Source organism: Vibrio sp. 16 (genome assembly GCF_963681195.1).
In the GTDB taxonomy this organism is placed as follows: domain Bacteria; phylum Pseudomonadota; class Gammaproteobacteria; order Enterobacterales; family Vibrionaceae; genus Vibrio; species Vibrio sinaloensis_D.
The window spans coordinates 287,251-311,468 of record NZ_OY808997.1 but is presented as its reverse complement, the minus strand read 5'-3'; the positions used below and the strand labels follow the sequence as shown (position 1 = coordinate 311,468).

Annotated in this window: 23 protein-coding genes; 13 read left to right on the top strand and 10 right to left on the bottom strand. The window is 46.7% G+C overall.

The window, feature by feature from the left end; translation table 11 throughout:
• The first annotated feature begins 12 nt into the window (after positions 1-12).
• The 5 genes from U9J37_RS01390 (at position 13) to U9J37_RS01370 (ending at position 7,300) form a co-directional block, all read left to right on the top strand.
• Complete coding sequence (locus tag U9J37_RS01390) at positions 13-2,283, top strand: tetratricopeptide repeat protein (protein ID WP_043886853.1); 2,271 nt, start codon at positions 13-15, stop codon at positions 2,281-2,283.
• Positions 2,284-2,393: 110 nt separating this feature from the next.
• A complete protein-coding gene (locus U9J37_RS01385; protein WP_005471687.1) occupies positions 2,394-3,959 on the top strand; it encodes a GGDEF domain-containing protein in 1,566 nt (521 codons plus the stop codon).
• Between the two features lie 173 nt (positions 3,960-4,132).
• Positions 4,133-5,494, top strand: coding sequence for a nucleotide 5'-monophosphate nucleosidase PpnN (ppnN, locus tag U9J37_RS01380; protein WP_038190039.1), 1,362 nt, complete (start codon positions 4,133-4,135; stop codon positions 5,492-5,494).
• A gap of 62 nt (positions 5,495-5,556) precedes the next feature.
• Positions 5,557-6,336, top strand: a complete 780-nt coding sequence (gene xni / locus U9J37_RS01375) for a flap endonuclease Xni (RefSeq protein ID WP_005471615.1) — start codon at positions 5,557-5,559, stop codon at positions 6,334-6,336.
• A gap of 214 nt (positions 6,337-6,550) precedes the next feature.
• Positions 6,551-7,300, top strand: a complete 750-nt coding sequence (locus tag U9J37_RS01370) for a DNA/RNA non-specific endonuclease (protein WP_005471847.1) — start codon at positions 6,551-6,553, stop codon at positions 7,298-7,300.
• A 65-nt stretch (positions 7,301-7,365) separates the two neighbouring features.
• Here the strand turns inward: U9J37_RS01370 and rlmM are convergent, their stop codons facing one another.
• From rlmM to pomA, 7 genes are all read right to left on the bottom strand, one after another.
• A complete protein-coding gene (gene rlmM / locus U9J37_RS01365) occupies positions 7,366-8,457 on the bottom strand; it encodes a 23S rRNA (cytidine(2498)-2'-O)-methyltransferase RlmM (protein WP_038217771.1) in 1,092 nt (363 codons plus the stop codon).
• Positions 8,454-8,852, bottom strand: coding sequence for a DUF423 domain-containing protein (locus U9J37_RS01360; RefSeq protein WP_005471814.1), 399 nt, complete (start codon positions 8,850-8,852; stop codon positions 8,454-8,456). The genes rlmM and U9J37_RS01360 overlap by 4 nt, the downstream gene beginning before the upstream one ends.
• The gene (locus U9J37_RS01355) at positions 8,842-9,468 is read right to left on the bottom strand and encodes an alpha/beta fold hydrolase (protein ID WP_322413857.1); all 627 of its coding nucleotides are present in this window, start codon (positions 9,466-9,468) and stop codon (positions 8,842-8,844) included. Before U9J37_RS01355 ends, U9J37_RS01360 begins: the two co-directional genes overlap by 11 nt.
• Entirely contained in the window at positions 9,461-10,369 is a 909-nt protein-coding gene (locus tag U9J37_RS01350) for a transcriptional regulator GcvA (protein ID WP_038140155.1), read from the bottom strand. The genes U9J37_RS01355 and U9J37_RS01350 overlap by 8 nt, the downstream gene beginning before the upstream one ends.
• Positions 10,370-10,747: 378 nt before the next feature.
• Positions 10,748-12,196 (bottom strand): tRNA uracil 4-sulfurtransferase ThiI, encoded by a 1,449-nt coding sequence (thiI, locus tag U9J37_RS01345; RefSeq protein ID WP_005476044.1) that lies wholly within the window; start codon positions 12,194-12,196, stop codon positions 10,748-10,750.
• 165 nt (positions 12,197-12,361) lie between these two features.
• Positions 12,362-13,306: a flagellar motor protein MotB gene (locus U9J37_RS01340; protein WP_038217777.1), complete on the bottom strand. Its 945-nt coding sequence runs from the start codon at positions 13,304-13,306 to the stop codon at positions 12,362-12,364.
• A gap of 10 nt (positions 13,307-13,316) precedes the next feature.
• Positions 13,317-14,081 (bottom strand): flagellar motor protein PomA, encoded by a 765-nt coding sequence (gene pomA, locus U9J37_RS01335; RefSeq protein ID WP_005476021.1) that lies wholly within the window; start codon positions 14,079-14,081, stop codon positions 13,317-13,319.
• A 250-nt stretch (positions 14,082-14,331) separates the two neighbouring features.
• On the opposite strand from pomA, the gene xseB reads away from it, so the two are divergent.
• The 3 genes from xseB to dxs are packed head-to-tail and all read left to right on the top strand — an operon-like array spanning position 14,332 to position 17,365.
• Entirely contained in the window at positions 14,332-14,574 is a 243-nt protein-coding gene (xseB, locus tag U9J37_RS01325) for an exodeoxyribonuclease VII small subunit (RefSeq protein ID WP_005476034.1), read from the top strand.
• A gap of 20 nt (positions 14,575-14,594) precedes the next feature.
• Positions 14,595-15,479, top strand: coding sequence for a (2E,6E)-farnesyl diphosphate synthase (ispA, locus tag U9J37_RS01320; RefSeq protein WP_005476040.1), 885 nt, complete (start codon positions 14,595-14,597; stop codon positions 15,477-15,479).
• Between the two features lie 20 nt (positions 15,480-15,499).
• Positions 15,500-17,365: a 1-deoxy-D-xylulose-5-phosphate synthase gene (dxs, locus tag U9J37_RS01315; RefSeq protein ID WP_005476004.1), complete on the top strand. Its 1,866-nt coding sequence runs from the start codon at positions 15,500-15,502 to the stop codon at positions 17,363-17,365.
• A 53-nt stretch (positions 17,366-17,418) separates the two neighbouring features.
• Here dxs and truC read toward each other — a convergent pair whose 3' ends face one another.
• Both truC and U9J37_RS01305 read right to left on the bottom strand, forming a co-directional pair.
• A complete protein-coding gene (truC, locus tag U9J37_RS01310) occupies positions 17,419-18,141 on the bottom strand; it encodes a tRNA pseudouridine(65) synthase TruC (protein WP_005476009.1) in 723 nt (240 codons plus the stop codon).
• The gene (locus tag U9J37_RS01305) at positions 18,141-18,455 is read right to left on the bottom strand and encodes a YqcC family protein (RefSeq protein ID WP_005476000.1); all 315 of its coding nucleotides are present in this window, start codon (positions 18,453-18,455) and stop codon (positions 18,141-18,143) included. Before U9J37_RS01305 ends, truC begins: the two co-directional genes overlap by 1 nt.
• Positions 18,456-18,531: 76 nt before the next feature.
• Here U9J37_RS01305 and U9J37_RS01300 point away from each other — a divergent pair, with 76 nt between their 5' ends.
• Together U9J37_RS01300 and U9J37_RS01295 are read left to right on the top strand one after the other, a co-directional pair.
• Positions 18,532-19,569, top strand: a complete 1,038-nt coding sequence (locus U9J37_RS01300) for a DUF3549 family protein (protein WP_005476022.1) — start codon at positions 18,532-18,534, stop codon at positions 19,567-19,569.
• A 3-nt stretch (positions 19,570-19,572) separates the two neighbouring features.
• Positions 19,573-19,872 (top strand): DUF3301 domain-containing protein, encoded by a 300-nt coding sequence (locus U9J37_RS01295; RefSeq protein WP_039477971.1) that lies wholly within the window; start codon positions 19,573-19,575, stop codon positions 19,870-19,872.
• Here U9J37_RS01295 and U9J37_RS01290 read toward each other — a convergent pair.
• Positions 19,820-20,338 carry a GNAT family N-acetyltransferase gene (locus U9J37_RS01290; protein ID WP_038217789.1) on the bottom strand — a complete coding sequence of 173 codons (519 nt, stop codon included), beginning with the start codon at positions 20,336-20,338 and terminating at the stop codon, positions 19,820-19,822. The genes U9J37_RS01295 and U9J37_RS01290 overlap by 53 nt on opposite strands.
• An 832-nt stretch (positions 20,339-21,170) precedes the next feature.
• Here U9J37_RS01290 and U9J37_RS01285 point away from each other — a divergent pair.
• From U9J37_RS01285 to U9J37_RS01275, 3 genes are all read left to right on the top strand, one after another.
• Positions 21,171-21,452, top strand: coding sequence for a hypothetical protein (locus tag U9J37_RS01285; protein ID WP_005476007.1), 282 nt, complete (start codon positions 21,171-21,173; stop codon positions 21,450-21,452).
• A gap of 302 nt (positions 21,453-21,754) precedes the next feature.
• The gene (locus tag U9J37_RS01280; RefSeq protein ID WP_005476010.1) at positions 21,755-22,708 is read left to right on the top strand and encodes a BMP family ABC transporter substrate-binding protein; all 954 of its coding nucleotides are present in this window, start codon (positions 21,755-21,757) and stop codon (positions 22,706-22,708) included.
• A 2-nt stretch (positions 22,709-22,710) separates the two neighbouring features.
• A complete protein-coding gene (locus tag U9J37_RS01275) occupies positions 22,711-24,207 on the top strand; it encodes a diguanylate cyclase domain-containing protein (RefSeq protein ID WP_005475994.1) in 1,497 nt (498 codons plus the stop codon).
• The last annotated feature ends 11 nt before the right edge of the window (positions 24,208-24,218 follow it).

Genomic DNA, 24,218 nt, shown 5'->3' with positions numbered 1-24,218 from the left:
ACTCGGACAAGCATGAATTTACTACGCTGGGCACGCCATATTGGCGCACTAATACTGCTGTTCTCCTCTTCGCTGGCATTTGCGACTGTTTATTCATCGCCAATGTTAAGCGAGGCAAACAGTTTGGTGGATATCGTCCCTAAGCAAGCCAAGCAGCTCGCGACTGACTATATTACTCAGCGTACTTTGACTGACAAAACCGAGAAAAGCCCCTCTTCCATCTCACGTGATGAAACGGATGCACGGACACGTACTCCCGGTGGGACAATCGACGCACTACGAATTCTCGCGCGTGCCGAGTTCAACCTCGGTAACCAGCGTGACGCGCTTCGCCATTTAAAAGAAGCAGCAGTGCTGGCCACCAACTACAATCTTCCTTACTTACTGCTGGATATTCGCTTGGTTGATATCCGACTTCGATGGCAGATTTCGGGCGATGCCATTACGGCAAGAAAAGCACTGGAAGAGTGGGAAACGTCGTTTGGAGAAATCCAAAACCCGCAGCAATTGGCGCGTGGTCTACAATACAAACACACCATGCTGCTGGCTGACATCGCCTCTGCGGAAGGGGATATGAGCGTTGCCGATAGACTTTACTTGCAGGCAAAACCCTATTCCGACGAAGCAAAATCTAACCAAGTCATGATCAGCTACCACACAACGTTGGGAAGCCACTATCTCGCCGCGAAAAAATACAACCCGGCGCTCTCTGAGCTACTCTTCAGTTACTGGAGAGCCATCGAAAGTGATTCAGGCGTTGAACTGGCAAAAGTAAACCGCTTACTTGGCCAGTTGTTCTATGAACGAAAAGTGCTGGATAAAGCCAACGAGCACTTATCTCAAGCCGCAGACTTTTACGACAATTACGAACACTCTCCGCTACTCGCTCCAATTTTAAAGCGAATGGGCGATATTTATTACCACCAAGGTAAATACAACCTTGCTCTCGTTCATTACTTTAACGCCATGGACCATGAGCGCATTCAAAACAACATTGAAAGCGTCATCGACATCCGCGTATCACTCGCTGCCACCTATTTGCATTTGGTCAACTTCCCCTTGGCTGAGCAGTACTTGGACCGAGCACAAAAGCTACTCGAATATGCAGATATCCCGCGCCTAAAAGCGTACGCCCTATTGCTAGAATCTGGGTTGGCGAGGCATCAATTTAACGCCGAAAAGGTAATCGAAAAAGCGCAACAAGCGTTGGAAATTGCCCAGCAATCGTCCGATATCAGTACCCAGAAATCCGCCTATCAGTTGCTCTACTTGGGCTATGAACTCAAGGGCGATTATCGACAATCACTTGAGTACCTCAAGCAATACAACTCGCTAGCGAACATTGAACAGCAAGAGATTGATCTCTTGAACGAAGATGCGTTTCGCCAGCAAAAAGAGTTTGTCGAGCAAACTTTGCATCTCACTGGTCAAAAAGAAGAGTTAGAACAGACGCGAACCGAGTATCACAAGTTCCAAAAAATCACCTTCACACTGTTTGTACTATGTGCGTTGCTGTTTGTATTCATTCTTCGTCGCGGCCACATAATTAATGTCCAACGTGAAGAACTCGACAGACTAAACCAAGACTTATTCACCCACTCTCGATCTGGCCTACGCAATTTAAGAATGCTCAATGCCCGTTTACCAGCATCACTTGAAGAGAGCATCAGCAAGTTTGAGCAGTGGCACGTGGGCGAATTGATCCACGAACCGCTTAATGATCGGCTTCGCTTTGTGATGATTGACGTCCCATTCCTTCGCAACATGTATTTGCAACACGGTTATGAAGAAGGGCTAAAACTTGAGCGCGCGTTTGGCGATTACTTGCGAGAGAAAATCGAATCACCTGCGCGTATCTATCACTTCTCGGACGCGAACCTGCTTTATATAGAACCGAATAAAGAGCAAATGAGTGACCCAGAAGAGTTGTTCAACAAAATTCAACAGTGGGTGATGGAGTTTGAGCCAGAACGCCGCATCAATCGCATCATTCGTATGGGCATGGCTGACTATCCTTTCCTACCTAGAGCGTATACCGCGGTTAATGATAAGGAACTAGTTGATGTGCTACTAATGTCAACCAGTACTGCTCGTACGCTGAGCATGAAAGAACATTGCAGCCAATGGGTCTACCTAAAAGCCATTGAAAATGCGCCAGCAGCCAGTTTAGCAACAGGTAATATACGCAAGGCCTGCAAGCATTCTATAAATCAAGGGCTAATAAAGGTGCACTCTTCGTACAAGAATGAGGACAGCATCAAAAAACTATTAAAAGATGAGTAAAACCTCATCAATCAAACGTTGTAACCCGTGACGGATGAGTTTTATTTGATATTATCAATAAATTCATAAATAGAGGTGGACCATTCCGCCTGTCTGTAAGTTAAGTTTTGATGGGCGTCCTAGAGCAAGATCTTCAGTCACAGCTGCACAATCTGAAATCTCAATTGGAACAAGTCCGATTGACACAGAGAGATACCTCGTTCAAATTTAAGAGAGAGCAGAAGGTACTCAAGCGCATCATTGCATCTATGACTGACGCTCACAGAAGTGAAGACCCGCGACTTAAAACTGGGCTGATTGAGCTAAAACAGGCACTCGAACAACAACAAGATGTCAGCTCCCTCATACCCAAACTTGCGGTGCTTGAGCGCTTGCTTAAACAACAAGGCTTGGCTATGGAAAAACAGACGGAACATCTCGACGCTCAGATTCAACACAGCGGCGAAACACTACTGCGCCTGACTGGGTTACCAGCCAAGGTGAAACGCGATCTGCGTGATCTATTGAGTTACTCGAAAGGGCTTCAACGACCGAAAGCCGAACAGGCCATGAAGTTGCTTGGTTTGTACGAGCGCTCAATCAAAATCATCACCTCAAACCCAGACACCCCACTTTGCCAAATTTCAAGCAGCTCAAATCGTGAACTTCTAACTCGGCTCTCTGACGAACTCCAGCATCTGATCACCGAACTCGATTTCGAGGGTGAATCGGGCGAGCTGCTGATCGACATTCGCGCCAAACTTCTCGTTGGTGTGAATACCCACTCGTTACTTGAGTTGACGCTCCAAACGCTGAAACTCGTCATTGAAGGTACTCAGTTTGAGCGTAAAACATCGGAGCAATTCCTAGAGCAAGTCAACACCTCACTCTCTTCTTCGATGAAAAGCTCTGAACAAAACGTCAGTCAATCGCAAAGCTACTTTGAACAGCGCCAAGAGATGAACGACGAACTGTCTGGGTTGATCGAGCAAACCGAAGCAAAAGTGGCTTCCGCGACAGACCTAAGCCAACTCAAGTCTGAAGTTAACCCACTTGTGGCACAGTTAAACTCTCTCTCCGAGCGCCTTCGTCATGCCGAGCAGCGAGAACAAGCGCTGATAGAGCGAATGAATTATGGCAAAGGTCAACTTGAGGCACTGTTTGAAATGACTCAAGATTACCGACGTCGACTGGAAGACCAAGCTCAACGAATGCTGTTAGACCCACTCACAAAAGTCTATAACCGAACCGCATTTGGCGATCGTATGGAGCTCGAGTATCGTCGTTGGATTCGCGCGCAGCACAACCTAAGAGTCATCCTATTTGATGTCGATGGTTTTAAAACCATCAATGATAGCTTTGGTTATACTGCAGGTGACAAAGCCCTCAAGATCATCGCCCGAACGATCAAAAAAGAGCTTTCAGAGACCGACACCGTGGCTCGTTTTGGCGGTGAGGAATTTATTATTCTTTTGCCTGAACGCTCTGACTCTGACTGCTTTAACCTTATCCAAACCATCCAAGGTCAAGTATCTAAACTGCCATTCAAGTTTAGAGATCAGCACCTCACCATTACCTTGTCGGCATCCAGTACTGCCTTCAAAGAATCTGATACACCAGAAGAATTACTGGAACGTTTGAACCTCTTCCTTAAAGAAGGCAAAGCGATTGGCACCAATCAGCTTGTGTGGAAATAGTCCTAATAAATTCCTACCATTGTCATAGAAATATCAAATAGTTAGCTATAAAACCATTTAAGCGTGCTAAGCTAACTAAAGTCCTACCTGTTTATTGAACAATAACAACAATGACTGAGGACAATAATAATTAGCGACTCTTGGAGAGTTCGTCTCTAGTCAAGGAGGTTCTTATGATCACTCATATCAGTCCAGCTGGTAGTATGGATCTACTCTCTCAACTTGAAGTTGAGCGCCTTAAAAAAACCGCTGCCAGTGATCTCTACCAGCTTTACCGCAACTGTACGTTGGCGGTTTTGAATTCAGGCAGTCACACCGATAACTCAAAAGAGCTATTAGACAAATACAAATCCTTCGACGTTAATGTGGTGCGCCGAGAGCGCGGCATCAAGCTCGAGCTGCACAATGCACCAGAGCATGCGTTTGTCGACGGTGAAATCATCAAAGGAATTCAGGAGCACTTGTTCTCTGTTCTGCGTGACATCGTCTACGTTAACATGCATTTGGCCGACAACCAGCGGCTCAACCTCACCAACGCCAGCCACATTACTAACCTCGTCTTTGGTATCTTACGCAATGCTGGCGCGCTGACCCCGGGTATTGAACCCAACCTAGTGGTCTGTTGGGGCGGTCACTCAATAAATGCAACAGAGTACCAATACACACGTGAAGTCGGCCATGAGCTAGGCTTACGTGAACTCAATATCTGTACTGGTTGTGGCCCAGGTGCCATGGAAGGTCCAATGAAGGGGGCGGCGATCGGTCATGCCAAACAGCGCTACTACGATCAGCGTTACCTCGGCCTTACAGAACCGTCAATCATCGCGGCAGAGCCACCAAACCCTATCGTCAATGAGCTGGTGATCATGCCAGACATTGAGAAGCGTCTCGAGGCATTCGTGCGCATGGCGCATGGCATCGTCATTTTCCCTGGCGGCGCAGGAACGGCCGAAGAACTTCTCTACATTCTTGGCATCATGATGCACCCAGAGAACAAAGATCAACCGTTGCCAATTGTGCTGACCGGACCAAAAGAGAGTGAAGAGTACTTCCGCTCTATTGACCGTTTTATCGGTGAGACTCTGGGTGAAGATGCACAAAAACACTATGAGATCGTGGTCGATGATCCAGCTCGCGTTGCACAAATCATGAAGCAAAGCATGACGGATGTTCGCCAGTACCGCAAAGATACCGGTGACGCCTACAGCTTTAACTGGTCGCTCAAAATCGAACCTGAGTTCCAGCTCCCCTTCGAGCCAACCCATGACAATATGGCCAGCCTCGATTTGCACCTTAATCAAAGACCAGAGAATCTCGCCGCCGCTTTACGCCAAGCCTTCTCAGGTATTGTCGCGGGTAACGTGAAAGCAGAAGGCATTCGTGAAATTGAGCGTCACGGTCGATTTAAGCTCGACGGCGATAGCAGCTTAATGAAGAAAATGGACAAGTTGCTCCGCGATTTCGTAGAGCAAGATAGAATGAAACTGCCTGGAGGCTCAGCTTACGAGCCTTGCTACGAGATCAAGACAGGCTAGCGGTGGTATTCTCACTCTCATTCGATACAATAAGGGCTTAATGCCCTTATTTTTTGAGTTTTATGTCTATTCATCTTGTTATTATCGATGCCCTTAACTTAATCCGACGCGTTCACTCCGCACAACCGGATCCTAACGATATAGCAAGAACCATCACCACCACGACGCGAACGCTGAATAAAATCATCAAAGAATCCCAACCGAGTCACATGATTGCGGTTTTCGATCACCACCTCCAAGAACGTGGCTGGCGCGCGGAGATCCTGCCTGAATATAAACAGAACCGAAAGCCAATGCCTGAGCCGCTGTTAAACGGATTAGAGTCCATTCAAGATGCTTGGTGGCAACTGGGCATTGATTCGCTCCTGTCGGATGGCGATGAAGCGGATGATTTGGTCGCGACGCTCGCCATGAAGGTGGCCAATCATGGTGAAAAGGTCACCATCATTTCTACGGACAAAGGATACTGTCAGTTGCTCTCTCCGACACTGCAGATCCGAGACTACTTCCAGCACCGTTGGCTAGATGCGCCTTTTATCGAAAAAGAGTTTGGTGTCACGCCAAAGCAACTGGCCGATTACTGGGGTCTTACAGGGGTGAGTTCGAGCCAAGTTCCAGGAGTGCCGGGTATTGGTCCTAAAGCTGCGAAAGAGATCTTGACCCAGTTTGACGATATCGAAGCCGCCTACGCCAGCGACGAGTTGCCAAGCAAATATCGGAAGAAGCTCGACGAACACATCGATTCGGCTCGACGTTGCAAACAGATTGCTGCGTTAAAAACAGACATCGAACTCGGCTTTAACTTGCAAGCGATTCGCTATACTGGTCCGCAAACCGCTTAGGACTCAGTACATCACGTTCTCACGGCGTGTTTATTAGTAAGTCATTGATTAGTTTACGGTTGTTAAACTTAACTGTTGGGTAAACCGTTGCCCTCTCAACTTCGACAGTTACCTAGCTCTTACCCGATCAAGTACGGTGCAAAGTCGCACTTTCATCACAGAAGCCGCTACTGATTAATCTATTTTTAGTGCTCCACTAACAAGGAGCACAATAATGAAAAAAGGTCTAATTCTCTCCCTTACTTGTCTATTCTCTCTACCCGCTTTGGCTGCCACATGTGGTCAGCACCTTGCGATGGGCACACCCTCAGAACTTTCAGATCAACTGTTATGCCGTGACGGATATGCCGTTGGCTACAACTATCAAACGAAGAACGCCGACTGGGTGGCGTATCACCTCACTGCTGAAAGCGTTAACGCCAGTTACAAGCGGAGCAACAGCTTTAAAATCGACGCTGAGCTGCCTGACTATGCGCAATCAACCTTGGATGACTATCGAAGCTCTGGTTACGACCGCGGTCATTTGGCCCCTTCAGCGGCGATGGACTTTACTCAAGAATCTATGAAGCAGAGTTTTCTTATGAGTAATATGTCGCCACAACTTCCGGGGTTCAACCGTGTAGGATGGCGTTTACTTGAAGAGCACGTGCGCGATGTCACTAATGAGTACAATGAAGTGTACGTGGTCACCGGACCAATTTATAACGGCAATGAAAGCACCATTGGTGATGGCGTGGTGATTCCAAGCGCGTTTTACAAGGTCATCTTAGACCCTTACTTTAATGACGCGATTGCCTTTATCGTGCCGCACCGTGATGTGTCTGGCAGCGAGCTAGCAAACTTTGTCACTACAGTCGATGACGTGGAACAGCAGACAGGGTTAGATTTCTTCTCGATGATTGATGACAGCGCTGAAAACACGATGGAGTCACAACTATGGGAAATGTGGCCAACGTCTAATTAAGGTCGGTTGCCCTTAGTACTTCTGCCACAAAAAACGCTCCAATCGGAGCGTTTTTGTTGGTTTAACTATCGCGGTGAGATATTCGACAAGCACTGGACATGGACGGTGATTTCTTCACGGTCATGGTAAAGGTGCTTAGCCTGCAGCTTGAACTTTACCTCATTGTCTTTTAAGAAGATTTTCAGATTTTCAATATCCTGAAGCACTTCATCGTAACGCCCTTTCATCGGCAATTTAAGGTTAAAGATCGCTTCTTTAGCCCAACCACTGATGATCCACTCGCCCATCAACTGAGCAACGCGAGACGGCTTTTCAATCATGTCACAAACAAGCCAAGTGACGTTCTTACGCGCAGGTTCAAATTTAAAGCCATCTTCTTGGTGATGCTTTACTTGACCGGTTTCCATCAGGCTGTCTGCCATCATGCCATTATCAACTGAGTGAACAAACATCGAGCGTTTCACAAGCTGATACGTCCAACCGCCAGGGCAAGCACCAAGGTCCACTCCCCACATGCCAGCAGCAAGACGCTCGTCCCACTCTTCACGAGGGATAAAGACATGAAATGCTTCTTCAAGTTTTAGCGTAGAGCGACTTGGTGCATCCGCTGGGAACTTGAGTCGAGGAATACCCATAAAGAACTGCGAGTTGTTTGTTGGCAGAGAGTAACCGACAAAACAGTGGCCAGGCGCAACAAAGCAGATGTGTAACACAGGCTTTTTCGGGCTGTCTTTTGGAAACAAAATGCCTTTTCCGCGAAGCGCTTGACGCATAGGTACGGTGAACTTACGGCAGAATTTCAGTAACTCTTTTGCTTCATTGGTGTCGGGCGTTTCAACACGAATATCGCCACAACGAGGCATGGTTTCTACATAGCTCAGATCGTGCAAGATTGGGGAAATACGGTCTTCACGTGGCAACTCTTGGATTTCAGCCGCAACCGCAAAGATCTGGCGAGCGAAGATCAAAGACTTAAAATCGAGTTCTTTAACCAATCGCTGCGCGTCACCTTCTTGGTAACATTCAAAAATAACGTAGCCACTGTTTTTCTTAACGCGAGGGAAACCAAACACTTCTAGCTGAGTGGCACGATCTTGAATTTCACCTGCACACTCTTTTTCAAAGCCGCTGCGGCAATAGAGCATTAATTGTTTCACTGATTCACCTCTTTAATCTGTAGTGCTGCGTAAACGAACATTCCCCACCCAAGCATAAACGTCAATCCACCGAATGGCGTGACTGGACCAAACCATTTGATTCCCGTTATGGCTAAAGCGTAAAGGCTGCCGCTAAAACAAAAGATGCCGATGATAAAGCAAATCGCGGCTAGGAAGAAATATTTTTGTGACTTAGGTGGTAATTTTATCAGCAACAGAGCGCCGCATAAGATTATCCCAATAGCATGGATAAATTGATACTGAACGCCTGTGTTAAACACATCTAACAAATACGGAGTGAGTGTTTTCTTTAGCCCATGCGCAGCAAATGCGCCAAGCACTACGCCAGTACCCGCAAACAAACCACCGATGGTAAGTAACTGCTTACTTTTCACGCTGAACCTCGAAGATGAACTGAGCTAACTTATCGACCGCTAACTCAATATTGCCTTGCTCCGTATAGCCAGAGCTTTTGCGTGGTTTAAAACTGTGGTCCCCATCAGGAATAAACTCAACTTGCACCGCTGAAGACAAGTCAAAATCGGAGAACTCCTCCTTTTTACCAAAGGTGTCACGCTCTCCTTGAAGGATGAGTGTTGGCTTATCGAGTTCGGCTAAGTGCGCACCCTTGTAGTTTTCAGGTTTGCCAGGAGGATGAAATGGAAAACCCAAACAAGCAACGCCGGCCACTTGGCTCTCACCTGATAGAAGACTTGCCATTCGCCCCCCCATCGACTTGCCACCAATCACGACCGGCTTCTGGCCTGCGACATCAGCAATCACAGCTTGATACGCTTCCAGCAACTTTGGAGCACGATCTGGCGGACGCTTTTTGCCATCTTCCGCACGCTTAATCATGTATGGGAAATTAAAGCGCACCACTTGAATACCTTTACTTGCCAGCCCTTCGGCCACCGCCGCCATAAAAGGATGATCCATCCCTGCCCCCGCACCATGCGCGAAAACAAAAATCGGCTGTGTTTTCTGCCCATCAATAAGATAGCTACTCATCCAACAACTCCTCTTGTTCACTTTGCGCTTTTGCCAACATCCAATCTCGAAACGTTGCAATTCGTCCCATATCAGCTTGTTTTTCGTGACACACGACATAAAACGCATTCTTAGTGACGAGCACTTCATCAAACGGCGCAATCAAACGACCCGCTTCCATCTCTGGCTGAGCAAGAACGTTGTTACCTAATGCCACCCCTTGGCCATGCGCGGCTGCTTGCAGAACCATTGTCGAGTGACTGAAGATGGGACCATGATTGACGTTCACCCCCTCAATACCATTCTGCTTGGCAAATTGTTTCCAGTCTTTTCGAGATGTATCGTGCAATAACGTATGTTGTTTCAAATCACTTAGCGTTTCTAATGGTTTGGGTCCAAGAAGAAGCGACGGTGAACAGAGCGGGATTAGGAATTCTTGGTAAAGTTTGTCGGCTCTTAACCCAGGCCAATTTCCTCGCCCGTAGTAAATAGCGACATCAACATCGTCCGTTAATGAGCCTTCATCCATATCAACGGCTTTGATGCGTACATCGATATCAGGCTCTTGTTGGTTAAAGTCGGCCAAACGCGGCACCAACCATTGAATAGCGAAACTTGGTGGTAAGCTAATGGTCAACGCACCTTTTTCACTACGTTCCAGCACTTTATCAGTCGCTTCTGCTAGTGAGGTAAAGATATCTTTGATATCGAGAAAGTAACTTTGCCCTTCTTCAGTAAGAAGCAAGGAGCGATTTCTACGACGGAAGAGTTTTAAGCCAAGGAATTCTTCTAACGCTTTGATTTGATGACTCACTGCAGCTTGTGTGACGAATAATTCTTCCGCGGCACGCGTAAAACTGAGATGGCGCGCGGCGGCTTCAAACACTTTTAGTGAGTTAAGTGGAGGCAATCTTCTGGACATGTTGGCCTTCTATAAATTGGATTAGTTTTTTTAATCTGAAACATTATAAAATGTCCATTGCCTGACGACCAGAGAAATTCTATATTTCACCCCGCAGCAAAGAGCCAGAACGGCTTGATTCCTTTTCGAATCAATTGGCATATTGTTGCGATGTTGTGTTTGCAAACTCGTATTTCGAGTTAGGTAGGTTTCTACCAAGTTTTGTCTCCCGAGACGAAACATATACTTCCTGTATTTATTTTGACCTGTCTGTCAAATTTTTTAGCACCGCCTATATGGCGGTGTTTTTTTATGCCTGCGATTACTCAATACAATGAAAAAAGCGCAAACCGAATGAACGATTTGCGCTTTGTTTATTCTGAAGGCAAGTCTCAACGACTAAGGGCGGTAAACCTTAACGTTGTTGAAACCTTGCTCTTGTAAGTAGAGAGCTTGTAGGCGGCTCATTACACCACGGTCACAGTACAGAAGGTACGTTTTAGATTGGTCTAAATCACCAAACTGCGTGCCTAACTTAAAGAATGGGATGTGCTTCACTTCTACGCCATCGATTTCAAGCGGGTTATCGTCTTCTTCTTCAGGACTGCGGATATCCAGCACGATTGCATGCTCTTCTACCGCTTGAACCTGTTCAACTTCTGGTGCTGCTTGCTCGGTCTCTTTAGCGATATCACGAATATCCATCACACGTGCGTCACGAACAACCTGCTCTAGGATATCAAAGTCAAACTTCGCTTCTTCCTCATCCAACTTGGCTTTCACCGCTTTGACTGTTGGCTTCTTAGAAATGACGCCGCAGTATTCTGGCATCGTTTTCGCAAAATCTTCCGTACCGATCTCACGTGCAAGATTGATGATGTCTTCTTTGTCCCAGTTAATCAGTGGACGCAGAATCAATGTATCAGTCACGTTGTCGATATGACGAAGGTTTGTCAGTGTTTGGCTTGAAACCTGACCAAGCGCTTCACCAGTTACCAAGGCTTCAATCTTAAACTTGCTGGCTACCATACCTGCCGCACGCATAAACATACGTTTTAGGATAACGCCCATTTGGCCATCATCCACTTTCTCAAGAATTTCCGCCACAACTGGCTCAAAGTCGACAGAAATGAAACGCACCTTGGCAGAAGAGCCGTATTTGTTCCATAAGTAGTGAGAGACTTGCTTAACCCCAATCTCGTGTGCAGGACCGCCTAAGTTGAAGAAACAGTAGTGCACTTTAGAGCCACGTTTGATATGCAGGTAGCTTGAAACGCCCGAGTCAAAACCACCCGAGATAAGGCTAAGCACATCTTCTTGAGTGCCCAGTGGGAAGCCACCAAGACCTTTGTAGCGAGCGATCACTTGGTTGAGTGTCTCACCTGATACTTCAACGTTCACCGTAACATCAGGATTACGCAGCTTAACGCTCGCGCTTTCGATCGCTTGGTTTAAGCCGCCACCCACGTAGCGCTCTAACTCAATTGAGGTAAAGTCATGCTTGCCACGACGTTTCGCACGAACAACAAACGTTTTGCCAACCAAACTGTCTCGGTTTAGTTCCAATACCTGTTCAAAGATATCGTGCAGATCTTTAAAGCCAGACTGCTGCACTTCCAGAACATGGTGAATACCTGGCGTGTGCGTTAATACTTCAATCACTTCCTGGCGATATTGATCGGACTCTGACGTCACTTCAATATGGTCACGGCGGTTGAAGACAGCGACAGACTCACAGCGGCTTTTAATGATGTTGCGAATATTACATTCAAGAATCTTTGTGAAGCGCTTGCGCACCGATTCACTTTTAACGAAGATTTCTGGATGGGGCTTAACGATAAATTTCATGGTTCACTTCACAAGTTAACAGGTTTGTAGATTCGCTTTGGGTCGCTACCATAATAGTAGTCATACTATTTGTACGGTCACCACCCACTAAGGGCGCAAGATTATACATTAAGCGACAGACATAAAAAAGACGAGCGTGATGCTCGTCTCATTGTTTAGTGGGGATCAATTATTGAGGACAGGCACTTCGTCACTTTGGAGCGCTTCGCCTTGCATGATGCTGATTTCCACGCGGCGGTTACGCGAACGCTGCGCTTCAGTATCGTTTGGACCGAGAGGTTCGGTATCTGCCATGCCTCGAACACGCAACCTCTGCGAGGTAAATCCACGGACTTTTTCCATCTCTTGGGCAACCGAAACGGCGCGTTGAGCAGAAAGATCCCAGTTTGAACGATACAGCTCTGACTCAATTCGCTGATTGTCCGTATGGCCCGATACTCGCACAATGCCCGGAATGTCTTTGACGAGATCAGCAATCTGCCTCACCAATGGGCGGAACTTAGGCTGCAAGAATGCAGAGCCTTCAGGAAATGCGCCTTTTTCTCGAATTCGAATATCGATTTGCTGACCAAGGTTCTCCACTTCAATGGCCCCTTGTTCAATCTCTCGCTCGAGCGCTTTCTTGATGCTTTCCATCAAGGTTTCAAGCTCTTGAGACATTTCCGCTGACTGCTGTTGCTGGCTGTCTGATTCCGAGTTTTGGTTGTTCTGGGTTGATGTATCAGGCGATTGCCCACCCGTTAACTTACCTTGGTCACGCTGCGTGCCCCCCGCTCGGTCAGACTCCCCTTCGTGGAACTCCAACGTCTGCTGAGTAATATCAATGGTTTGCTGCATGATGACGTCAATCGGTGTCGGCTCAGGACGTCCAGGACGAAACTCTTGTGCAATGATACTGGTCCCTTTGGGAATGTCTTTCACTTCCAAACGGTTTTGTACACCAAAGGCAAATTTCATCGAACCAGCAATCTGCTTGAACTTCAGTACATCCATCTCAGAAAACGAGAGCAGAAGTACGAAGAAGCACATCAATAGAGACATCAAGTCAGCAAAAGTACCCATCCACAGTGGTAAACCGGGGGGCGGGCATTTTGGTTCTTCTTCTTCCATCCCTTCACCCTTACTCGTTATCTACATCAAGAGCACGTTTACCTTCGTTGAGGTAGTTCTTCAGATAACTATCAATGACACGAGGGTTCTGGCCATCTTGGATTGCTAACACACCATCCATGATTAGGCGGCGATTGAGTTTTTCTTGTTCACGACGAAGCGACAGTTTATCGGCAATCGGGAAGAAAACCATGTTTGACAGGATTGCACCGTAGAGAGTGGTCAAAAGCGCTACCGCCATTGCCGGACCGATCGATTTCGGGTCATCCATGTTGGACAGCATGGCTACCAGACCAACGAGGGTACCGATCATTCCCATCGCTGGTGCTACGTCACCAAAGGCTCTAAATACACTGGAACCAAAATCGTGACGCTCGTCCGTAAGAGCGATGTCTTTTTGCAGGGCCGCTCGAACCACATCCGCATCGTGACCATCCACCAGCAAGTCGATGCCTTTCTGCATAAAGCTATTGGTGATCTCCATCTCTTCTAGAGCAAGAAAGCCACCTTTGCGCGCTGCATCTGCCATTTCGACGACTTTAGCGATGAGATCTTCTGGTTCATCCGCTTTAAACATGAAAGCTTTCCCCGCGATCTTCGCGGCTCCGAAGAACTGGCCCATAGTAAACTTCATCAACACCACAAATGTTGAACCACCTACTACGATCAGAATCGACGTTACGTCGACGAACATCATGATGCTTCCGCCCAGTATCATCGCCATGATAACGAAAGCAAAACCACCGATCAGTCCTACCAGCGTTGCTAAATCCACAAAGCACTCCTCATGCTATCTCAAAGCTTCTACCAAATTATATCGGCAACATCTTCAGATCTTTAGTGTTTTCTCTACTTCTACTATAGATACTTATCCCAACTAGTAAACTAGCCTTTCGTCAACTGTTGACCTTTCCCTCGCTTATCAACGTCTCAGTTCGACTTTTCTGACAAATTTACTCGGTTAAATTTGACCATCATTGGCCGCTAAGGTAACTTTCGTGCATCTTTATCAACGTAGACATATTATGGCGAGCAAAAAACCTGAAAATATGACCTTCGAAGCCACTATCGAAGAGCTCGATGTTATCGTAGACAGTTTGGAAAATGGTGACTTAGCTTTAGATGATGCACTCAAAAAATTTGAACGCGGCATTGCCCTAGCACGCTCAGGTCAAAGCAAACTTCAAGATGCCGAACAGCGCGTCAGCATTTTGCTCAATAATGATGACCAATCGCCACTTACTGACTTTAACGCTCAGCCAGAATAATTGATTTAGAAGATACCCCTATGCAAGAGGCTCTAACCTCACTCCAACAACGTAGCAACCAACAGCTTGAACGTTGGCTTGATACGCTCCCTCACCAGCAACAACCGCTTATCGACGCAATGCGCTACGGACTGCTGCTCGGTGGCAAGCGTGCAAGACCATTTTTGGTCTATATTACAGGCCAAATGCTAGGCAGCTCACTTGAGCAACTTGATACGCCCGCAGCGGCCATTGAGTGCATTCACGCCTATTCATTAATCCATGATGATTTGCCTGCGATGGATGACGACGAACTGCGTCGCGGACAGCCGACCTGTCACATTAAGTTTGATGAAGCGACCGCAATCCTAACTGGCGACGCTCTACAGACACTTGCGTTTACAATTTTGGCAGAAGGTCAGTTGAGCCCCGAGGCAGAAGCTCAACGTATAATGATGGTTAAAGTACTGGCAGAAGCCTCTGGCGCTGCAGGTATGTGTATGGGACAAGCGCTCGATTTAGCGGCGGAAAATCGTATTGTTTCTCTGCAAGAGCTCGAAGAAATCCACCGCAACAAGACCGGAGCACTAATGAAATGCGCCATTCGTATGGGCGCGTTGGCAGCCGGAGAGAAAGGCATTGAGGTCCTTCCTCTACTTGATAAATACGCCGACGCGATTGGTCTGGCATTTCAAGTTCAAGACGACATTTTAGACGTCATTAGCGATACAGAAACCTTAGGTAAGCCGCAAGGTTCTGACCAAGAATTAAACAAGAGCACCTACCCAGCCTTGCTTGGACTGGAAGGCGCTATTAACAAAGCTCACACTCTGTTAAAAGAAGCACTTCAAGCCTTGGATGCTATCCCATACAATACAGAGTTACTCGAAGAGTTCGCCCGATACGTCATCGAGCGCAAGAACTAACAGAATAAGCGCGCAAAACTATGACTCTTGATATTTCAAAGTACCCAACACTGGCACTGGCTGATACGCCAGATGAGTTACGCAGCCTTCCGAAAGAAGTGCTGCCTAAGCTGTGTGATGAGTTACGTACTTACCTTTTAAACTCAGTTAGCCAATCTAGTGGTCACCTTGCCTCAGGCTTAGGTACGGTCGAGCTGACCGTTGCACTTCATTACGTCTACAACACGCCGTTTGACCAATTAGTGTGGGACGTCGGCCACCAAGCCTACCCACATAAAATTTTGACTGGACGTCGCGATCAAATGCCGACCATTCGTCAGAAAGACGGTTTACACCCTTTCCCATGGCGAGAAGAAAGTGAATACGACACCTTGTCTGTTGGTCACTCCTCTACCTCGATCAGTGCCGCGCTAGGCATGGCGATCAGTGCCGGTAAAGAGGACAAGAATCGTAAAGTTGTCAGCGTGATTGGTGATGGCGCTATCACCGCAGGCATGGCCTTTGAGGCAATGAACCACGCGGGTGATGTCCACCCTGATATGCTGGTGATTCTCAACGACAATGAAATGTCCATTTCAGAAAACGTTGGAGCACTGAATAACCACTTAGCACAAGTCCTTTCCGGCAGCCTTTACACCTCGATTCGCGAAGGCGGAAAAAAAGTACTGTCGGGCGTTCCGCCAATCAAAGAGTTGGTGCGCCGCACAGAAGAGCACTTGAAAGGCATGGTTGTTCCAGGGACGCTTTTTGAAGAACTTGGCTTTAACTACATAGGCCCAGTTGATGGCCATGACGTGAACGAGCTGGTCAAAACTCTCAAAAATATGCGAGAGCTTAAAGGCCCACAGTTCCTACACATCATGACGAAAAAGGGTAAAGGGTACGAGCCGGCAGAGAAAGACCCAATTGGTTATCATGGCGTGCCTAAGTTCGACCCTAGCCACAACTCACTGCCAAAGAGCAGCGGCGGAAAGCCAAGTTTCTCCAAGATTTTTGGTGATTTCCTATGTGACATGGCTGCGCAAGACCCTAAGCTAATGGCAATCACGCCAGCCATGCGTGAAGGCTCTGGCATGGTACGCTTTTCGAAAGAGTATCCAGACCAATACTTTGATGTCGCCATCGCTGAGCAACATGCGGTGACGCTAGCTACGGGTATGGCGATTGCTGGTGATAACCCTATCGTCGCGATTTATTCAACGTTCCTTCAGCGTGGATACGATCAGTTGATCCACGATGTCGCCATCATGGACCTTCCAGTGATGTTTGCCATTGACCGTGCTGGTTTGGTGGGCGCCGATGGCCAAACTCACCAAGGTGCGTTCGATCTTAGCTTCATGCGCTGCATACCAAATATGGTGATCATGGCGCCTAGCGATGAGAATGAATGTCGCCAAATGCTCTACACTGGCCACAAGCACACTGGCCCTTCAGCAGTGCGCTATCCTCGTGGTACAGGTATGGGAGCCGAGATAAAACAAGAATTTACCGCACTAGAGATTGGTAAAGGACGCCTAGTTCGCCAAGGTGAAAAAGTCGCGATATTGAGCTTTGGTACTTTCTTGGCTAACGCGCTAGAAGCCGCAGAGAAATTGAACGCTACTGTGGCGGATATGCGATTTGTAAAACCTCTCGACGAAGCACTCATTAAACAACTAGCGGATGAGCACGACGTCATTGTTACGCTCGAAGAGAATGCGATTGCTGGTGGCGCAGGTGCGGGTGTCGTTGAGTTCATGATGAAAGAGAAAATCATCAAGCCCATCTTAAACCTTGGCTTACCGGACAAATTCATTGCTCAAGGCACTCAAGATGAGCTCCATGAAGAGCTCGGCTTAGACGCCAAGGGCATAGAAAAATCGGTCCTAGAGTACCTCGCTAAATAAGCAAGGCTCTCTCAAATCTAAAAGCCCTCACACTGCTGTGAGGGCTTTTTTGTCTAGTTCGGCATCTGCCAATCAAACTCCTGACACAGCGCTTGCCACGTCTCGTCCACACTCGCTTTAATGAGCAGTTTCTCATTGGTGAAGGGGTGAACAAACTCTAGACTTGACGCGTGAAGCAGTAATCGGTGCGAGTCATACACGTCTCTAAATAACTTATTGTGTTTTCCATCACCGTGAGTGGTGTCTCCAACAATAGGGTGCCTTAGATGGGCCATGTGCCGCCTAAGCTGGTGTTTTCGTCCTGTCAGTGGCTTCATCTCCATCAAACAATAACGAGTCGTTGGGAATTTACCTGTCGAGTGAGGAACCTCGACTTTGGCAAGAGGCCAATAATCCGTAATCGCTTCTTGCGCTTCTTTATCTTGGCTAGCATGTTTGTCGGCAATCTTATCCAGCTCCACTTTCAGTGCATAATCCAACCGCCCAGACTCTTCTATCCAACCGCGCACGATTGCATGATAGGTTTTCTCCATCTCATGGTTGGCAAACATCGGCATCACCTGTGAAGCCACTTCACTGGATAAAGCAAAAATCAGCACGCCCGAAGTCGGCCTATCTAAGCGATGAAGTGGAAATACATGCTGACCAATTTGGTCACGTAGGGTTTGCATGACGAATTGTGTTTCATGCTTATCGAGCCAACTGCGGTGGACGAGCATCCCTGCGGGCTTATTGACTGCAACAAAGTAGTCGTCTTGATAAATAATCTCGAGCATTATCGGCACACCTCATCAATGGAAACTAATAAACTGAGCACAGGTGCGTATTCTGGGCAAGATTTCCAGCTCTCCTCAAAGTAAGGGGAAATCGAAAACCCCGTCGGCAAAGGCATTTTTTGCTCGACTAGAGCCGTCATTTTAGGAAGGAAAACCCATTGCAACCATTGCTCTGGCTTCAAAGTATCGACAGAAAAAGGCTCATTACTTGACAGCTCTTCCGTTGATGGGGCGTCTTGCTGCCACAGCCCCAATTGGCGCATAACTAAAGGAAGTTGCTGTAAAAGAGGTAACAATTGTTGTGCTTTTGTCATAAACCGTTCGTGTTGGCCTTGAAAAATGCTGTAAGGGTACCATTTATAGTAGAAATAAAGTTAGGACTATTCTCTAATGGAAACCATTCATACTCTGACCCAACTTCTCACCAACAGTCACTGTCAGTATCAAGTTTACGACCTCGGCCGTCGTATTCGTCATATTGACAGCAAAGTATTTGCTGATGTCGAGCAAGGCTCAATGCCCTATCCATTTCCAATGCAACGCAAGGCTCACCTTGCCATCGCTTACTGGAATGAGCAAAAACAGCCTTGGATTTGGTTTCTAAAGTTCGAACTGGATGAGCGCGGTCTATTTAAGCAAGCGGATATTGGCAACTTCCTCAAATACGTTATCGAAGCAATGGGTACTCGCATTAGCCAAGATATGAGCGAAGAGCAACAACAAAAACTGTCGAACAATCCATATACTTTCAAACCATCTGAAGACAAAATGGCGGTTTTCCACAGCCAAATTCGCGCCCAACTGGATTTACCGTGTAGCCAATATTACGAACACGCACAGCATTACTTTGCCGGAGGCTTAGGGTGGGATAAGTGGCAAACTGTTGGTCTGCAAGGTGTCACAGATATGTGTGCTCGGTTGGGACAAGAACAAAATGGGGTGAATATTCGCAAAGCGTTAAAACACCTTCCCAATGAGCCTCTCTATGCCCTGCTCGGCGCGCTCGAACATAGCACATTACCGACCAAACTGGCCCATCGGCTTGCTGAACTGGCGATGGATCAAATCAACAGTAACGACCCCGATATCTTTTTACTAGGCGCATTAAGTCGAGCACTCTCTGGCGCGGAAGATAGTATCGCTACGCCAATTTTACAACAGATACTGAGCTCCCCTCGCCTAAGTCATCAAGAGGTCCTCATTGGCATCGCAGGACGAAGCTGGCACCTATTAGCAGATAGCGACATCGCAGAATCTTACTTGCTGCGCTTGGCTCAAACAGGCAATCAAACCTTGTTCAATCAGTTATTTGCAGATTTGGTCATGCTGCCGGAGCTTCGCATGGTATTGCTACCCCTGCTTCACTCTAGTCCTTCAGAAGAACTCGCAAAAGCGCTTCTTTCATTGCAACAAGCTGCGCGAGGGTAACCTATGATCGGAGACCTCCTTGCTATTCTCACCCTTGCTATTGTCTGCTTTGCCTTTTGGCAGCAACGACGTCAGGCCGAACTGGCAAAAATGATCGCAGCAAGAAAGTGCGAGCAGATGGAGTTGCAACTGATCAGTGTGGCGTTAAAAGGCCATAAACTAAAAACGCCAGAGGGTATCTGGCGTTGGCATTCTATCTATCAATTTGAGTTTTCATCTTTAGGAGATGACTGCTACCAAGGCTCTCTTGTTATGCAGGGATTCCACTTAACCAAGATTGACCTTCCACCGCATCGGATGTGAAAACAAACTCGTCATAAGGGCCGAATGTATCACGCTTATGTGCAGAGAACTGAAAGCCCAATTTTGTCAGCAGCTTGATAGAAGCATGATGCTCGACATTGGAGGTTGCAGATACCTGAGTCAGGTTTAGATCTCTGACTGCTTTAGGAAAGAAAGCAGCCAGTACTTCGGTCGCAATTCCCTTCCCCCAAAATGCTTTATCGAACAAATAGCCAAGTTCAGGTTTGTTGTCTAAATCACTGATGAACACATGTCCCATGTACTCGCGAGTGTGGCTATCTAATACCGCTCTGGCGTAGATATTTGGATCATGCATTACTCGTTCAAACAACTGCTTTGCAGACGACACGGTATGAGGCCCATTCATCTGAGCACGGTTTTTGGCGCAGCAATTAAGCAATAAGAAGTCTGATTGTAACGACTCGTTATAGGGGACCAATAACGAACGGCGAGTCACTATTGTCATAAGACATCCTTGTAAACAGCGTGCTGTCTATTGTTTTAATCATCACCATAGAGAACTCACATCACTAAAATGATAAACACGAGCTATGGTAGAAAACAAAGCCGAAAAGTTATACCAACTGGACAAATATATTATTGATCTAGGTTGTTTTTTGGTCGAAGTGATAAAGAAAAAGAGTATTAAGAAAAGCCCCGACACTCACGTATCGGGGCTATAGTCTTACTCGCAGCAGTCCGGCTACAAAAGTTGCTCCATGCATCTTCCATAATAGTTGCTGATTCCATCAGCAATTTCCATTCATCGCCATCCTAGCGGTGTCCTAATCATCCTGAAAGCCAACATTCCCCGTTAGCGCACTTCACTTGTTCCTTGAGCGGTGTCCTTGGTATCGTCCTGATACAGTCCTTCCTCTTCCAAAAGGTGTCCATCTCAATCCTTTGTCACCGATTTCCTATCGATGAACGTATCCATACAGCGTCCTTCGCATCCTGCCGAACGACCTCCTAGTCAATCAAATCTTCTTCCTGAAGATAACCGCATCCTTGGTTATTCCTATTCCCTGTCAGTATCCTTCCGACACCTTCCAATTTACTCCAACCACTGACTTAAACAATGGAGTAATAGTCATCTTTTTCTGTAACAATTGTTATACAACTCATCATTTAAATATAAATCAGACACTTAAGATAAAATCACAAGAAAACTCTGCGTATCAATTCTGCTTGTCTTACATCATTTGTAAGAGATCTCGCACGCGCGGTTACCAAAATTTCCATTCGCCAAATGTGGGAGGCCGCAGTAATATGAAGCCAACGATAGAAATGGAGGCAGTATGCTCACACAAAACGTAAGCCAAGAGCTCAAAGATGTATTAGAACAACTGCATCAAGAGGGAAAAGAGCCGACCGTAGCGCTAGTCAAGGCGCGCCTAACAACCTCAGTCCCTATGCCAGCCCTGATCACAACGCTCAAAAGTTGGAAGAGTTCCAAACGAGTACCAAAAGTTGAAGTGGCAGCCGCTCCGAAGACTGAGCAGGATCGCATCAGTGAGTTGGAACAACAGGTCGCCGAGCTGACTAAACGAATTGAGCAACTAGAATCAAAGTTCAATTAATCGATGTCGGCTTCGCTATTGAAGCTGACATTCACGATATCTCAAATTCGAAATGCAATTCACCGCATATGCATCAATTATTTGCGATTCAGGTCATTGTTTAGCGTCACATCTGATAATAAAATCCACACTTAACTTATTAATTGCATTACTGTTTCCTAAATCTGTGATGCCTAACTTTGTGCAAAAAAGTGTGTATCAAGATGATGCTATGCGGTCATGAAATTAATCAAACATCAATCCCCCATTATTTCATTCGGTTGAAACCCTTGTTTCTCCTATTTTCGCTGTGTCTGTCATTCGTGACTTCGGCAGTCGCAAGCGATGACAACTTTAAGCCAGTTGTATTGTTCCAAGGTGAGGTTCAGCCTGGCTCATACCTGCAGCTGATCGAGCAAGGCGTGGCAAGGTTCGAGCAAAACACTGGGATTTTGGTTAAGCGAATTCATTTAAAACCCAATAATGAGAAATATCTAGCTGAACTCGAGCAGGCAGCCAAGGACGGATTGAGTCCAATCATCGTCCAAGAATCGAACATCATCACAACCTTTCCTGATGTGGCTCTGCGTTATCCGTCTACACGGTTTATTTCGCTCGATGTCGCCTATCACGTCCCCAATATCCTCGGCCTTACTTTCAGCCATGCGGAAGGAGCCTATGTCATTGGCTACCTAGCCGGTCGTAAGACTGAAAGCAATAAGCTTGGTTTTGTCGGTGGTGTAGATGTTGACGTCATCAATCAGTTTCGCTGCGGCTTTGAACTCGGCGCTCAAGATGCCAACCCGCTAGCAACGGTTAATGCGCAATATATAAACAAAGGCGCATTCTCTTGGGAAGATACTCAAGGGGCTGAGACCATCACTCAATCCTTGTTAGACCAGGGGGTTGACGTAATCTTCCCTGTGGCGGGGTTCGCAAGTTTAAGTGTGGTTGAAACCATTAAAAACAGTGGCCATGGCTTTAGCTTCGGGGTTGATTACGACTACTCTCAACGCTACCCAGAAACAACCCTAGCGTCGATGGAGAAGAAGGTGGACCTAGCCGTTTACGCCGCTCTAATGCAACTCAAAAATGGTATTTGGAATGGAAACCAGAAAAAATTTGGCGTGAAACAGGGCGTTATCTCTATCTCATTAAATCAAGACAACCCAAACTTAAGCGAAGACGACAAGCAAGCGGTTAAGAACATCTTGCTCGATCTCAAAGGAAAAAGCAGCGTCATCTCTCAACGAATTGACCAGCGCTGTGCCAGCTAAAGATGAAAAATCTATACTCTTACGTCATTAAGAACTATTTATTGCTGACCACCATCCCATTCTTCATTTTCGGCGGGTTGGATATCGCAAACGATATTTACTTCACCCACAATGTGGAGAATGCACAATATCAACGGGTTATCGCTCAGCAACAAACCGATTCAAAACGGGCGCTACTAAACTTCGACTTATTGGAAGCCGAGCTCGTCGCAACGCGTATCTCACAGCTCGATTACATCGTCTCAGTTACGCTCGACTCCTATCAATACGGGATGAAAATGGCGGAGATTATCAACTCCAACTCAACCAGAGGTGTCCCTCTTTACTACCCTATATTTGATGACCAACGTCAACAGATCGGCCAGCTCATCGTCGTCAAAGATTATTCAGCCTATTACACTCAAGTAATCTACAATGTGCTTCCTAGGGCTATCGGCTTTTTACTTATCTTATGCGCTATCTCACTGCTGTTTAGCCGAATACTCACTTCTGCACTCAAAAAACCATTTTTAGACTTACAGCGGTTCGCCCTGCAGATCGCAAGTGGTGACTACCAAACACCTTCGAAAACCGACTCCAGCTTTGTTGAGATCACCAATATATTCCGCGCGTTAGAGACGATGCGTGCAAAGTTAAAAGAATCAATCAGCAAGCTAAAATTGAGCGAAGAACGTTATTCACGCACCTATAATTTGACCCAAGTCTGCTTGTTCGTTGTCAACGTAAAGCATGGCAAGATCGTACGTTCAAACCAAAAGTTCAATCAGGTACTCGAGCGCATCCCTCAATCAGTCAGGCAATCAGCACTTCAGCGCTTCATTGATGAACTGCTTACCTGCGCCTCTACCGAGAGCTTTCGACACTCACTCGACGTGGGTGGTAAACAACGATACTTTCAAATCAACCGAAGTGATATCTACAACCATGAAATTGAGTGCTCAGCGCTCGACATCACCGAACTGGTGACCGCAAAGCAGACTTTGGAGTCGCAGCTGGTTACAGATGTACTTACGCAAGTACCTAATCGCTATCGTTTTAATCAATTAATCTGGCGAGTGAACAACGGTGAGCTAAATACGGTCACGGTTCTAATGATTGACCTGAATGGCTTTAAGCAAATTAATGATACTTACGGACACGCCGCAGGTGACTATCTGCTGGTAGAAATCGCCAAGCGCATAAAGCAACAACTTAAGCTGTCGACTCAAACGGTATATAGACTTGGAGGTGATGAGTTTGTCGTGACCGTTCTCGATTCAATCACAAAAGATGAAGTACAAGATCTCGCCATGAGAATCCAAGCAGCGTGCAGCCAGCCAGTTCAGTACATAAACAAAAGCTTTAGCGTTAGCCTAAGTATTGGTGTCGAAAGTTTTAGCAGCGACATTCATCTCGACTTAGAGCGTTGCCTAAATAATGCCGACGCCGCAATGTATTTAGCAAAAACGAGCAAAACAGGTATTGTTTACGCGAGTGAACACCCTGAAAACTCTTTTTAGAAGTCAGAGTC